Origin of the sequence: Isoptericola sp. AK164 (assembly GCF_029643425.1) — a bacterium.
Lineage (GTDB): Bacteria > Actinomycetota > Actinomycetes > Actinomycetales > Cellulomonadaceae > Isoptericola > Isoptericola haloaureus.
This window is the reverse complement of sequence record NZ_CP119106.1, coordinates 1037924-1052096: the sequence shown is the minus strand read 5'-3', so window position 1 is coordinate 1052096 and position 14173 is coordinate 1037924. Positions and strand designations below refer to the sequence as shown.

Sequence of the window (14173 nt, the reverse complement as noted above, 5' to 3'; positions counted from 1 at the left end):
ATCAGTCCGTCACCGTCCGCCACGTCTCGGCACCCCGGCGCCGCCCCACCGACCCGGCCACCAGCGTGCCGGCGACCACCGCGACGAGCAGGCCCCCGGCGAGCGCCGCGGGCCCCCAGGGGTCGACCACCAGCGCGGGCGACGCCGCACCCCCGGTCAGCGGGGTCAGGTCGACGACCGCCAGCACGAGCGCCGGCACCAGCACGCCCACGACGCCGCCCGCCAGCAGCGCGGCGACCGCCCAGGGCCCGACCTCCCACGCCACCAGCCCGCGCTCGGCCCGGCGGGGCAGGCCGAGGGTGCGCAGCACGGCCAGCACGCGGGTGCGGGCCGGCGTGGCCAGGACGAGCATCAGCGTCACGGTCGCCACGCACAGCAGCGCCGAGAGCGCGACGGCGACGGTGAACGCCGTCGCCAGACCGGCGGCGGCCGGCGAGGACAGCAGCGCCTGCTCGCCCTCGCGCGGGTCGTCGACGACGGCGGTGGGCAGCAGCGCGCCGATCTCCGCCTCGACCGGGGCGGGGTCCGGAGCCTCGGCGTCGGCGGCGTCGGTCAGGCCGACCAGCGCGAGGCGCGCGGTCCCCGGTGCGATCCCCACCCGGTCCCCGGCCGCGGTCGCGTCGACCAGCAGGGCGCCCGACGACGGCGGCAGGCCGGGCAGGGCGTCGACGCGGTCCACGACGACGACCTCCGTGCGAGCGCCCCCGGGCCCGGACAGCACCTGTCCGTCGGTCACCTGCCCGGCCGCAAAGCCGACGGCGACGACAGGGAGTCGTCCGTCGTCGGTGGCCGCGAGCCGGTCCAGCCCGTCCGGCGCTCCCGGCACGTCCTGCTGCACCCGCGCGAGCTCGGCGGCGTCGGTGGTCCACGCGGTCACGGGACTGCCGCTGCCGACACGGCCGAGCGCGAACCGGCCGGCGTCGGCGACGGGCGCGACCGCGGCCACGCCGTCGATCCCGCGCAGGGAGTCGGCCGTCGGGCCGTCGACGACCGGACCAGCCACCCGCAGGTCTCCCCCGACCTCCGCCCAGGCCTCGTCGGTGACGCCCTGGCGCACCGTGCCGGACAGCACCACGGACGACAGGGCGACACCGACGGCGAGCACCAGCGCCACCGCGGGCAGCGGACCCCCGGCCGGGTCCCGGCGCACGCGCGCCGCCCCGAGGAACGGCACGAGTCCCGACCCCCGTGCGGCGAGGCGTTCCACCGCGCGCGCCACGGGCGGCACGAGCCGGAACGTGACCAGCGCGACCGCGACGCCGACCAGCAGCGGGGCCACGGCCAGGAGCGGGTCGACACCGCTGCCGGTGCCGGTCGGGCCCGTCGAGGAGCCCGTCGCGGCGACGACGCCCCGGTCCACCGCGAGCCACGACGTCCCGGCCGCGGCGAGGACGACGCCGGCCTCCACCCCGAGGCGCAGGTGCCGACGTCGGGCGGGGACGGCCCCGAGGTCCGCGCGGCCGGCCCGCAGCCCGGCGGCCGGGGTCACGGCGGCCAGCACGAGCGCCGGGCCGAGCCCGCACAGCACCGCCGCGCCGACCTGCACGGACGTCACGGTCCCGGGCACCACGGCGAGCCCGGCCGCGAACCCCAGCGCGGCCGCGGGCAGCCCGACGACCAGGCCCTCGAGCGCGACCACCCCGCGGACCCACGTCATCGACGCACCCCGCGCCCGTGCGAGCGCCAGCGTCGCGCGGCGCCGGTCGACGACCAGCCCCGCGGCAAGCACGAGAACGGCGGCCAGCGCGCCCAGCGGTCCGACGGCGAGCACCGTGACGATCGCGTCGACGCCGGCGCGCTGGCCCAGCGCGGTCTCCAGCACGTCGAGCAACCCCGTGGCCGGTTCCAGCACGGCGCTGTCGCCGTCGACGACGGTGGTGGTCGTGGCCGTCAGGCCGCGCAGCTGGGCGAGCAGCGCCGGCGCGTCCTGCGCGGCGACGCCAGAGGTGTCGACCGGGAACCAGACACGCGCCGACGGCGCGGGGACCCAGGAGCCGAGCGTGGCCGGGTCGGCGAAGACCCCCGCCGTGACGATCTTGCCGATGTTGGGGTCGAACACGATCTCTGGAGTCGTCGTGCGCGGGACGTGCGCCCAGTAGTCGGCGTCGGCGTCCTGCGGTTCCCAGAGGCCGACGACGTGCAGCGGCGGCAGCAGCGGCTCGTCGGTGGCGTGCACCGAGTCGAGGGCCCAGTCGAGCTCGGCGGCGACCGCGGTCGAGACCGCCACCTCCATCGCGGTGGGCTCGAACTCCACCACGCCGTCGGACCCGGGCAGCATCGCCGTCGGGTCGGCGGGGACGGGCGTGGCGGCCGGCCAGCGCCCCTCGACCACCTGGACCTGCGCCGACGCCGACGGGCCCGCCTGCAGCACGATGCCCGGCGCGGCGACGTCGTTGCCCTCGACCCGCTCCACCCCGGTGCGGTCCGCCGCGACGACCAGGTCGGGCTCGCCGAGGACGCCGGACAGCGGGGCCGGTCGCGCGGCGGCGAGGTCGCGCAGCCCGGCGAGGTAGCCGTCGAGGTCGGGCACCGGCGGGTCGACCTCCCCGTCGGCCGGACCCTCGCGGTGCACGCCGCCGTAGGCGTCGTAGTCCTCGCCGTAGCCGGGGAAGACGGGCGTCGTGGCGACGACGTCGGACGTCAGGGCGGACGTCTGCGCCGTGACGTGCGCGAGCTGGTCGGCGTGCACCGCGGCGACCGCCCGCGGCACCGTGGACAGGGTGCCGGCGGCGAGGACGGTCACCGCCGCCAGGGCCAGCACGGCGCCGGCCGCGGTGCGCAGGTGCCGGCGCACCAGGAGCATCAGGCTCATCGCACCTCCGCCCGGTAGGTCGTGTCGCGCGCCTGCGCGGCCACCCGGGAGGCGACCACGGCGCCGACCAGCAGCACACCGGCCACGGCCGCCAGGAGCAGCGGGACCAGCACCCCGGCGTCGACCACGAGGTCCGGCGTCGTCCCGCCCCGCACCACGGCGTGCGCGAGACCGGGCACGGTGACGGCCGCGAGGACCGCCCCGGCCAGGACGCCGGCGCCGAGACCGACGCCGCCGAGCACGACGAGCTCGCCGGCACGCCCCCTGCCCTGCTGCCGGGGGCCCACGCCCAGCGCGCGGAGCACGGCGACCTCGCCGCGTCGCGCGGCCAGGGTGGTCACGGCCACGACGGCGAGGCCGAGGACGGCGAGCACGGTCGCCCCGGCGGCCGCGAGGACGACGGCGAGCCGGACCGGTGCCCCGGCGTCGGACGCGGTGACGTCGGCGACGGTCCGGACCACGACGCCGGGGCTGCCGCCGCCGGCGACGGTGGCGTCCGTCGGACCGAGGAGCTGCGCCACGTCGTCGGCCAGGCGGTCGACGGCGGCGGCGTCGCCGGGATCGTCCGCCGCGACCCACGCCTCGGCGGGCCGGGGCAGCTGCCCCGTGGTGGCGAGCAGCGCGGCGTCCAGCGTCCCGAGATCGACCCAGGCGGACTCGGCCGTCGACTCCCCGGGCACCGCGTCGGTGGTCGCGGCGACCCGGAGGACCACCTCGGCACCGGCCACGGTGGCCTCCAGCTCGTCCCCCACGGCGGCGTCCCAGCGCTGCGCCGCCGCGTCGGTGACCACCGCCGGGACCACCGGGCGGGACGTCGCCCCCGGTCCGTCGGCGGCCAGCAGGCGCAGCCAGGTCCCGTCACGGGAACCGAGCGTCAGGTCGGCGCCGAGGGCGCCGTCGTCGGAGGAGCTCGGGGCGGTCCCTGCGGCGGCCCAGCGGGTCCCGGCGACGTCCACGGGGACCTGCGCGCCCTCGACGTCCGCGTCGAGTCCGGTCACCGCGACGGACACCTCGGTAGGCACCAGGACGCCGGGCAGGTCCAGCTCGAGCGCCGCGACCCGCAGCTCGGAGGCGTCGGCGAGGGTGGCGGGGACGGTGACGACCAGCTCGGTTCCGGCGGGTCCGTCCGTCAGGGTCAGCACGCCGGCGTCCACGACGGCCAGGGCTCCGTGCGCGTCGACGAGCCACACCGTGACGGCGACGTCCAGCGCCTGCTCGGACCGGTCGCGGGTCCCGAGGGGCAGGGCTGCGGGGTCGGCCACGGCGGTCCCCGTCAGGTCGATCGTGAGCCCCGTCGTCCCGGACGGCAGGACGGGCGCGGCGGCGAACGGCTCCGTGCCGCGCAGCGGGGCGACGGCCGCGGCGGCCTCGACGGGACGGACCGCGCCCGGCGCGGCGTCGGCCGGCATCGCGACGAGCCCGAGCGGGTCGCCCTGCACCGTCGCGCTCCGGGCCAGGACCGGCACGGCGCCCGCCGCCCCGTCCAGGTCCGCGAGCCGTGCCGTGCGGACCGGGAGTCGGTCGGGCGCCAGCCGTGCCCCGGCGCCGTCGGCGGCCCGGACGTCGGTGCCGAGCTGCTGGGTGGCCAGGTCGGCCCGTGCCTGCGGGGCGGTGCCCGCGTAGGCCGCGGCCAGCACGGCGGATCCCCCGGCGAGCACCAGCAGCACCACCGGCACGACGGCGACCCGCAGACCTCGGGAGACCTGGCGTGCGGCCAGCACGGCGGTCGCACCGCGACCCCCCGCGGCGAGCCGTGCTCCGGCCCGCGTGAGCGGACCCAGGAGCGCCAGCGCGAGCAGGCCCAGCGCGGCGAGCGCCAGCGCCGGCCCCGCGGCGGCGAGAGGGTCCCAGGTCGTGGCGCCGTCCGCCACGACCAGCGGCGACCCGAGGGAGCGCAGACGCCACATGCCGGCGACGGCGAGCAGCCCGACACCGGCGACGGTGCCGGCGGCCGCGGCGCGCTGCAGCCGTCCCGACCGGTCGGCGAGCCGACGGCGCGCGACGGCGCGTGCCCGGGAACCGGCCACGACGGTGAGCGCGGTCGTGCCGGCGACCACGGTGGCCAGGCACCCCGCGACCAGCACCGTCGGAGCCGGCGAGGCGGTGCCGGCGACGCTCAGGGCACCGGCGGCGGCCGCGGAACCCGCTGCGGCGGCGAGCAGGCACACGGCCGCCGCCTCTCCGAGCGCAGCGGCCGTCAGCCGGCCCGGGTCGGCGCCGCGGGCGACGAGGATCTCGGTCTCGCGCTCCCGCGCCTGGGCCAGCAGCCGGGCGACCTGCACCAGCGCCACCAGGGCCACCAGGACGAGCAGGGCGACCGGCACCGTGAGGACCGCCCGGGCAGCGGCCTGGGCCTCCTGCTCGGCGGCCGCGCGCTGCGCCAGGTCGCCCTCGACGGTCAGGCCGCGGACGGCCACCGCGTCGTCGGCGCGCAGCACACCGTGCAGGGCGTCGCCGCCCGCGGCGAACCCGGCGAGGTCGGCGGGCAGGACCTCCGTCACGACAGGAGTCAGCGTCCACTCCACGAACGGGGTGTCGTCGCCGTCGGGGCGTTCGGTGCGGTCGACGCGCAGCGGGGCGTCGCCGAACAGGTCGGCGACGGTGGAGCGCACCCGGGCGTCCTGGGCCGCCGGGTCCTCGGCGACCCGCGTGGTCACCTGCAGCGACGCCGTCGAGCCGTCACCGAGGGCCGTGCGGGCGGCGTCCGTCGTCGTGGCGGCGACCGCCCCCGCGGTCACCCCGCTCGTCGCCGCGATCGCGGCGACGAGCAGGGCGACCAGCGCGAGCAGGCCGCGGTGCGCGACGGCACGCCGCCACGCGGACCGCAGCATGGGGCCGTCAGGCCCCTTCGCGCAGGCGGATCTCGGAGACCTCGTCGCCCCACTCGGCGAGCAGCCGGTGCCGCTCCTCGCGACGCTCCTTCTGCTCGGTCGGGTCCGGCACGGGTGCTGCGGCGAGGAGTCGCTTGGTGTACTCCTCCTGCGGGGAGCGCAGCACGCGGTCGCGGGTCCCCTTCTCGACGATGCGGCCCTCCTGCATGACGACCACCTGGTGGGCGAGCATGTCGATGACGGCCAGGTCGTGGCTGACGAACAGGCACGCGAACCCGAACTCGCTCTGCAGGTCCAGGAACATCTCCAGCACGGCGGCCTGGACCGACACGTCGAGGGCCGACGTCGGCTCGTCGGCCACCATGAGCTCCGGCTCGAGGGTGAGCGCCCGCGCGATGGAGACGCGCTGGCGCTGACCACCGGACAGCTCGTGCGGGTACCGGTTGTAGTACGACCGGGGCAGCTCGACGGCGTCCAGCAGCTCCATGACCCGCTTCTGCCGCGAGGCCGCGTCGCCGATCTTGTGCACGGCCAGCGGCTCGTTGATGGCCTCGCCCACCGGGAAGCGCGGGTTGATCGAGGCCGCCGGGTCCTGGAACACGACGCCGATGCGCCGGCGCAGGTCCTTGAGCTGCTTCTTGCGCATCGCGCCGAAGTCCTCGCCGAGGATCCGGACCGACCCCGAGCGCGCCGGGATGAGGCCGAGGGCGCACTTGGCGATCGTGGACTTGCCCGACCCGGACTCGCCCACCAGTCCGACGATCTCGCCCGCACCGACGGTGAAGGAGACGTCGTCGACCGCGCGGAACGGCGGCTTGCCGAGCCGGTGGTACTCGATGACCAGCTGGTCCAGCTCGAGCGCCGGGGTCTCGGCGTCGGCACGCTCGGTCTCCACCGAACGGGCCACCGCGGCGTCGTCCTGGCCCCGGCCCTCGCCGAGGTGCGGCACCGCCTTGAGCAGCCGCTTGGTGTAGTCGTGCTGCGGGTCGGTCAGCACCTGGGCGGCGCTGCCGGTCTCGACGAGGTCGCCCTTGAACATCACCGCGACGCGGTCGGCCATGTCGGCCACCACGCCCATGTTGTGGGTGATGAGCAGGATGCCGGTGTCGAGCTTGTCCTTCAGCGAGCGCAGCAGGTCGAGGATGTCGGCCTGCACGGTGACGTCGAGGGCCGTGGTCGGCTCGTCGGCGATGATCACCTTGGGGTCGCAGGAGATCGCCATGGCGATGACGACGCGCTGGCGCTGACCGCCGGACAGCTCGTGCGGGTACTGCTTGAGGCGCCGCTCGGGCTCCGGGATACCGACCATGTCGAGCAGCTCGGCGGCCCGGGCCATCGCCTGCTTGCCGAAGGCGATGCCGTGCAGCTGCAGGGCCTCGGTGAGCTGGTCGCCGATGGTGAGCACCGGGTTGAGCGCGGTCATCGGCTCCTGGAACACCATGGCGATGTCGTTGCCGCGCATCTTGCGCAGCCCCGCCGGGTCCAGGTCGCCGACGACCTGGTCGCCGACCTGGACCCGTCCCGAGACGCGGGCGTTGCCCGGCAGCAGACCGAGCGCCGTCGTCGACGTCACGGACTTGCCGGACCCGGACTCGCCCACCAGGGCGACGACCTCACCGGGACGCACCTCCAGGGAGATGCCCTTGACGGCGTGGACGTCGCCGAACTCGGTGCCGAAGGTCACCTCGAGGTCGGTGAAGGACAGCACGGCGTCGCCGGGGGTGGTGGCGTCCGGCGCGGAGGAGAGATCGAGGGTGGTCATCAGGCCTTGGTCCTGTTCTGGCGGGGGTCGAACGCGTCGCGCAGACCGTCGCCGATGAAGTTCACGCTCAGGGCGATGGCGAGGATCATCAGCCCCGGCCACCAGAAGAGCCACGGACGCGTGGTGAACGCCGTCTGGTACTGCTGGATCAGCAGGCCCAGCGAGGTGTCCGGTGCCTGCACGCCGTACCCGAGGAAGCTGAGCGCCGTCTCGAGCAGGATCGCCGCCGAGATGGCCAGCGTCGCCGAGACGATGATCGTCCCGATGGCGTTGGGCAGGATGTGCTTGAAGATCGTCCGGCTGCTGCTCGTGCCGACGGCGTAGGCCGCCACGACGAACTCGCGCTCGCGCAGGGACAGCACCTCGCCGCGCACCAGGCGGGCGAGACCGGTCCAGGTGACGAGGCCCAGCATGAGGGTCAGTCCCCAGATGCCCCAGGAGCTGGCCATCTTGCCCAGCACCGCGGCGAGCACGAGCAGCGGGATGACGAGCAGCAGGTCCGTCATGCGCATGAGCACGGCCTCGACCCAGCCGCGGAAGTAGCCGGCCAGGGCCCCGACCAGCGTGCCGATGACGGTGGAGATGATCCCCACGCCGAACGCGATGATGAGGGACTTCTGGGTCCCGAGCATCACCAGGGCGAAGTAGTCCTTGCCGCCGGTGTCCTGACCGAACGGGTGCTCCCAGCTGGGGGCGCCGTCGCCGATCTTCGGGTACTGCAGCTCGGGCACCTTGTCCCACCAGCCGGGGATCGGACCGATGCCGATCGAGGTGAAGGCGACAAGGATCACGAGCGCCATGACCGCCATCGAGATGATGGCTCCCTTGTGGCGGAAGAACCGCATCCGCACGAGCTGGCCCTGGCTGTAGGACTTCTCCTCGGCCGGCGGATTCTTCAGGTCAGTCATGGTGCGCTCCGCGGGTGTGGTGCGTACGGGGTCCGGTCATGGGTCTCACCGCCGGATCCGTGGGTCGAGGTAGGCGTAGGCGATGTCGGCGAGCATGTTCATCAGCACCGCCGCCGTTCCCGTGACCAGGAAGAAGGCCATCACCGGGTCGGGGTCGACCCGGTCCAGGCCCTCCTGGAACATGGCGCCCATGCCCTTCCAGCCGAAGACGCGCTCGGTGATCACCGCGCCGCCGATGAGGCCCGCGAAGTCGAAGGCGACGATCGTGGTGATCGGGATCAGGGCGTTGCGGAACGCGTGCTTGGTGATGACCGCCCGCTCGGACAGGCCCTTGGAGCGCGCCGTGCGGACGTAGTCCTGGTTCATCACCTCGAGCATCGAGGACCGCGTGTACCGGGAGTACGAGGCGACCGAGACCAGGGTCAGCACGATCGTCGGCAGGATGAGCTGCATCCCGGAGTCCAGCACCGACTCCCAGAAGTCACCGCTGAAGTTCGGCGTCTGCGACCCGATCGTGGAGATCGGCCGCGACTTGAGCTCGAGGAAGCCGGCCCAGTGCGCCACCAGGATGTCGAAGACGATCACCCCGGAGGTGATGACACCGGTGACCGCGGAGATGAACATCGCCTGCTTGCGGGCGTAGCCGCCCCAGGCGGCGCCGATCGCGATCGACACGACGATCGCCAGCACGAACAGGCCGATCAGCTGCAGCCACGTGGGCTCCAGCAGGACCCCGGCGAAGACCAGGTAGCTGAGCGTCCCGACGACGGCGGTGGTCAGCGCCGCGTAGAGCACCCGTCGGTTGCCCAGCCCGGCCACGAGGGCGGTGACGAGCACGGCCGCACCCAGCGAGGTGAGCAGCACCATCGCGAGCCCGAAGAACGGGTTCCGGTACCAGTCGAGCACGTTCAGCACGTACAGCAGCACGGCGACGAAGGTGAAGGTGGCCGCCCCGGTGTAGAGGCGTCGGCGCCAGGGGCCGCCCAGCACGGCGGGGATGATCGCCGCCGCGACCAGGGCGAAGCCGAGGATCATCGGTGGTTCCATGTCGCCGCTGGCGATCCAGTCGTTGAAGCGGATCGCGCCGTACTCCTTGAGGAGCACCGCCGCCCAGAACACAGGCAGCGAGAAGAAGAGGAAGGCGAGGAACGTGACACCGTAGTCGAAGCCGGTGTACTGACGGATCGCGGAGACGATACCCGCGGCGATGCCGACGACGATCGCCAGCAGGGTCGCCAGCGTCACGAGTCGGAGCGTCGAGCCGGCGGCCTGCGCCGTCAGGTCGAGGACGTTGGCGCCGTTGACCGTCGTCCCCAGGTCGCAGCTGCCGGTGAAGCAGCCGCCGACGCCGGAGAGCCACTCCCAGTAGCGCTCGTACCACGGCAGGTCGAGGCCCATCTGCTCGGTGCGCAGGGCCATGAGGCTCTCGCGGTTCTCGGCGTTGGACTCGCGCAGATCTGCCAGGGGGTCGCCCGCGTTGATCGTCAGCACGAAGATGAGCAGCGACGCCGCCCACAGCACGAGGAACGAGATCCCCAGTCGTCGAAGGATGAACTTGAGCACGCTGTGCCCCTTTTCGGTCAAGGCAGGCGTGTGGGGGCAGGGAGGTCATCCCTGCCCCCACACGGTGCCTGTCAGGCGGTCAGGACGTCAGGAGGCGCGAGACCACTGCTCGGCGTTCCAGACGATCCCGTCCTGGGCCGCGGTGAAGCGGACGTTCTCCAGGTCGGCCGAGTGCGCGACGACACCCGGGTGAGCGAACAGCGGGATGCCGTACAGGGTGTCCCACAGCTCGGACTCGATCACCTTGGTCTGCTCCAGGTGGACGGACTCGTCGACCGTCGAGGCCAGGGTTTCCCAGGCCTCGTCGACCGTCTCGTTGGAGTACCCGCCGAAGTTCTGCGGGCGACCGGAGGCGTAGATGTTCTGGCCGGAGGCGATCTGACCGGAACCGGCCCAGGCGAACAGGGCGATCTCCCAGTCACCGGTCTCCAGCGCACCACCGGCGGCGAAGAACTCCGGGTCACCGGCGTCGACGATGTTGAAGCCCACCTGGTCGCAGGACGACTTGATGGCGGCGACCTCGTCGGCACGACGCGGGTTCGGCGCGGAGTAACCGATGCGGATCTCGGTGCCCTCCTCGAGACCGGCCTCGGCGAACTTCTCCGTGGCCATCTCCAGGTCGACCTCGTCGTAGCGGCCGTCGTAGGACTCGGCCGTGACCTCCTCGTACTTCTCGGTCTGGTACGGGAAGACCTCGCGGGCGTTCATGACGACCGCGTTCTCGTCGATCGGCGCGATCAGGTCGTCGACGATCTTCTGACGCGGCACGCAGTAGGCGAAGGCCTCGCGGGCGGCCAGGTTGTCGGCGAAGACCGAGCTGTCGCCGAAGTTGTAGTCCAGGTGCTCCCAGATCAGGGTCTGACCGGTGAGGACCTCGACGGACGAGCCGATCTGCTCGAGCTGCGGGATCGTGTCGACCGTGGCCTGCGGCTCGATGACGTCGAGGTCACCGTTCTGCAGCGCCTGCACGTGGGTGTCCGCGGCCGCGAAGCGGAAGGTGAGCTCCTTCGTCGCGGGCGGGGTGCCCCAGTAGTTCTCGTTCTCGGTCAGCGTGATGGACTGACCGGCGATCCAGCCGTCCTCCTTGAGCATGTACGGACCGGAGACCGGGACCAGCGCCGGGTCCGGCAGCTCGCCCGGCGTCGAGGACAGCCAGCCGGTGTTCCAGAACTCGGCGGCCGGCTCGAGGACCGACATGTCGAGCTCCTCGATGGCGGTGACGAGCTCCTCGACGGTGACGCCGGCCTGCTCGGCCACGACGTGCGCCGGGAAGGCCCCGGAGACGTTGAGCTGCCAGTCGGCGTAGACGCGCTCGTAGTCGTACTGGAACGACTTGGCGTCCGCCGAGTCCGCCTGCGGGCCCTCGGGGACGTAGTCGCCCAGGGTCAGGCCGCTGACGTTGTTGAACAGCGGCTCCTCCGAGGCGTCCTCGGTGATCGTGCCGTCGACCGTGACCGCCTGGGTCGCCCAGTCGAGCAGGTAGTCGGCGTAGGTGATCGGGGTGCCGTCGGACCACGTCGCGTCGTCGGCGAGGGTGTACTGCACCTGCAGCGGGTCCTCGGACACGGCCTCGAACGAGCCATACTCCTCGTCCTGGCAGACGGTGCCGTCGACGCCGAAGTACATGAAGCCGCCGATCATGCGGTCGTTCACGACAGAGTTGTACGTCGAGTAGGTGTCGGGCAGGTTGCCGTTGTAACCGGCCCACTGCACCTCACCGGCCGAGTACTGGATCTCGCCGTCGGCCGACTCGGTGACACCGGTGTCGACCTTGCACGAGTCCGTGATCTCTTCGGTGTCGGCGGTCTCTTCGGCCGCCGTGGTCTCCTCGGTCTCCGGCTGGTCGTCCGACGCCGGGCTCGAGCAGGCCGACAGCAGGAGAGCGCCGGTGGCGACGGCCGCGACGGCCGCGCTTGCACGCCTGATCTTCACTGGGGTTCCTCCTCATGGGAAGGGCCCCCCGCCAGGTTCGGCGGCCGCCCGGGTCACGAGTGGCCGACCTCACCGCCAGGGGGTCCGTGGTGTTCGCCACACCGTACCCAGCGAGCAGAAGGCGAAATTGCCACTTTCCGAGATTGACTGGTGATCGTTATGGATCTGAGACTGCCAAGAATCATTGGGAACGAACTGGGCGGTTGCGCCGAAACGGCGGAGAAACACCACCCGGAATTCCATCACACAATCGTCCTATTCCCGTGTTATGGAAAAGGGTCGTCACGCGGAGGGCGCTTTTCGGTCTCATTCTGATGACGACGCCATATTCGCGACCCTACGGTGGATCCGCGGCTCCCGCCGGGTGAATCTCGCCCCCCGGACACCGTCGTCCGGAGCAACCGGTCCTGTGGCCGACGAGCCGCGAGCGGGCGCGGACGCCGCCGCCTATCCTGGAGCTGCCTGAGAATCCGGGCGGACCCCACGACCTGACCCGGCCGCCGCGGTCTCCGTCGCGGCCGGAGAGGCGGCGACATGTCGGCAGGGACAGCGATCGACCTCGACGCGGAGGTCGAGGCGATCCGTCACCGCCGAGCGGCGGTCGGGATCGCCCTCGGCATGGTGGAGGACGGCGTGACGACACAGGTCGCGACGAGCGGCCTCGCCGACCTGGCCACCGGATCCACCGTCTCGGCGGACACCGCCTTCCGCGTCGCGTCGATCACCAAGACGTTCACCGGCGTCGCCGTCATGCAGCTCGTCGAGCGTGGCCTCGTCGACCTCGACGCCCCGGCGAACGACTACCTGCGGGGCTACCGGCTCGAGCCGCCGGCGCCGACGGACCGGCCGGTCACGGTGCGGCAGCTGCTGACCCACACCGCCGGGCTCCCCGAGACACTCTCGCTGCGTCACGCCGTCCGCCCCGACTTCGGGGAGAGCACACCGGCCGACGTCCCCGCGCCGTCCCTGCGCGACTACTACGGCGGTGTCCTGCACGGCGTGGCCGAACCCGGGACGCGGTTCTGCTACACCAACCACGGTCCCGCGACCCTCGGCCAGATCGTCGAGGACATCACCGGCGCCCCGCTGGCCGACCACCTCGCGGTGCACGTCTTCGCGCCGTGGGGCATGACCAGCACGGACCTCGACCAGTCCCGCCCCGGGGACCCGCGTCGCGCCACCGGCTACCGGCTGACGGCACGGGGGCCCCGCCCGGTGCCGGTGACGAACATGGCCACCGTCGGCGCGGCAGCCGCCTGGTCGACGCCGGTCGACATGCTGCGGTACGCCGAGGCGCTGGTCGGCGGCGGGGCGAACAGGCACGGCCGCGCGCTGGCGCCCACGACTGTCGCGGACATGGTCGCGCCGCACTACCAGCCCGACCCGCGGATCCCCGGGATGGGCCTCGCGTTCTTCCGCGGGCGCCTGGGCGACCACCCGACCGCCGAGCACCAGGGGATCATCCCCGGCTTCGACTCCGCCCTGGTCCTCGCCCCGGACTCACGGACCGCCGTCTTCGTGGTGGTGACCGGAGCGCGACTGGGCATGTTCTGGGTCCCCGACGAGGCCAACAGGCTGGTGCGCAGGCTCCTGGGCCTTCCGCCCGCCACGGCGCGGACCGACGTGGCGCAACGACCCGAGGTCTGGGACCGGGTCTGCGGCACCTACACGCTCCCCAGCACCCTCAGCGACCTGCGCCTGCGTTCGATCGTCGGCGCCGGGATCCAGGTGCTCGTCCGCCGGGGCCGCCTCGTGCTGCGGTGCCTCCACCCCGTCCCGTTCCTCTACCGCGGCGTCGAGCTGGTCCCCGACGACCCGGCGGACCCCTTCTCCTTCGCCATCGACCTGACGGCCGCCGGGCTCTCCCCCATCCGGGTCGTCTTCGCCCCCGATCCCGAGTCGGGCCGGACGGCGATGCACCTGGAGATCATGCCGCTGACGGCGTACCGACGTGGACGTGCCACGACGTGAACGTCCGCGCGCGACAACCAGCCGCTCACCGACACCCGGCGCCGGCTACTCCGACTCGTACTTGAACGACAGCTGGAGCCTGGTCCGGTAGACCAGCTCCCCGTCATCTCCCACGACGACGTCCTGCTGGGTCACCTCGGCCACTCTGACGTCGCGCAGCGATCCCTTCGCGGTCCTGATGGCGCCCGCCGCAGCGTCCTCCCAGGAGGAGGAGCTCGTCCCGATCACGTCGATCACCCGGTACACGCTCATGACAACCTCTCACCGTCAAGAGTTGGATCCGTCCAAGATCGTTGTCTCCTCGGACCTTTCCATGATGTCAGGTACCGCCCTGCACGCTGTGCGGGGACGGGGGGAAGCCGTCGCGGATGCCACGACCACCGGACGTGACGGC

The 14173-nt window shown here is 73.3% G+C and carries 8 protein-coding genes; 1 reads left to right on the top strand and 7 read right to left on the bottom strand.

Annotated features, from left to right (window positions below):
* Position 1: 1 nt before the first annotated feature.
* The 6 genes from PO879_RS04715 to PO879_RS04690 all read right to left on the bottom strand — a co-directional run bounded on the left by PO879_RS04715 (position 2) and on the right by PO879_RS04690 (position 11808).
* Positions 2-2812 (bottom strand): FtsX-like permease family protein, encoded by a 2811-nt coding sequence (locus PO879_RS04715; RefSeq protein ID WP_278236774.1) that lies wholly within the window; start codon positions 2810-2812, stop codon positions 2-4.
* Positions 2809-5643 (bottom strand): FtsX-like permease family protein, encoded by a 2835-nt coding sequence (locus PO879_RS04710; protein WP_278236773.1) that lies wholly within the window; start codon positions 5641-5643, stop codon positions 2809-2811. The genes PO879_RS04715 and PO879_RS04710 overlap by 4 nt, the downstream gene beginning before the upstream one ends.
* Positions 5644-5650: 7 nt before the next feature.
* Positions 5651-7405: an ABC transporter ATP-binding protein gene (locus PO879_RS04705; protein ID WP_278236772.1), complete on the bottom strand. Its 1755-nt coding sequence runs from the start codon at positions 7403-7405 to the stop codon at positions 5651-5653.
* Positions 7405-8313 carry an ABC transporter permease gene (locus tag PO879_RS04700; protein WP_278236771.1) on the bottom strand — a complete coding sequence of 303 codons (909 nt, stop codon included), beginning with the start codon at positions 8311-8313 and terminating at the stop codon, positions 7405-7407. The genes PO879_RS04705 and PO879_RS04700 overlap by 1 nt, the downstream gene beginning before the upstream one ends.
* 45 nt (positions 8314-8358) lie before the next feature.
* Positions 8359-9876, bottom strand: a complete 1518-nt coding sequence (locus PO879_RS04695; protein ID WP_278236770.1) for an ABC transporter permease — start codon at positions 9874-9876, stop codon at positions 8359-8361.
* An 87-nt stretch (positions 9877-9963) separates the two neighbouring features.
* Complete coding sequence (locus tag PO879_RS04690; protein WP_278236769.1) at positions 9964-11808, bottom strand: ABC transporter substrate-binding protein; 1845 nt, start codon at positions 11806-11808, stop codon at positions 9964-9966.
* Positions 11809-12342: 534 nt separating this feature from the next.
* On the opposite strand from PO879_RS04690, the gene PO879_RS04685 reads away from it, so the two are divergent.
* Positions 12343-13779 carry a serine hydrolase domain-containing protein gene (locus PO879_RS04685; protein WP_278236768.1) on the top strand — a complete coding sequence of 479 codons (1437 nt, stop codon included), beginning with the start codon at positions 12343-12345 and terminating at the stop codon, positions 13777-13779.
* Between the two features lie 45 nt (positions 13780-13824).
* Here the strand turns inward: PO879_RS04685 and PO879_RS04680 are convergent, their stop codons facing one another.
* Positions 13825-14016, bottom strand: coding sequence for a dodecin family protein (locus tag PO879_RS04680; RefSeq protein WP_278236767.1), 192 nt, complete (start codon positions 14014-14016; stop codon positions 13825-13827).
* Positions 14017-14173 lie beyond the last annotated feature (157 nt).

Bases quoted from the DNA above. Each gene is read 5' to 3' on its own strand.
- PO879_RS04715 (WP_278236774.1), bottom strand. From the start codon at position 2,812: ATGAGCCTGATGCTCCTGGTGCGCCGGCACCTGCGCACCGCGGCCGGC.
- PO879_RS04710 (WP_278236773.1), bottom strand. From the start codon at position 5,643: ATGCTGCGGTCCGCGTGGCGGCGTGCCGTCGCGCACCGCGGCCTGCTC.
- PO879_RS04705 (WP_278236772.1), bottom strand. From the start codon at position 7,405: ATGACCACCCTCGATCTCTCCTCCGCGCCGGACGCCACCACCCCCGGC.
- PO879_RS04700 (WP_278236771.1), bottom strand. From the start codon at position 8,313: ATGACTGACCTGAAGAATCCGCCGGCCGAGGAGAAGTCCTACAGCCAG.
- PO879_RS04685 (WP_278236768.1), top strand. From the start codon at position 12,343: ATGTCGGCAGGGACAGCGATCGACCTCGACGCGGAGGTCGAGGCGATC.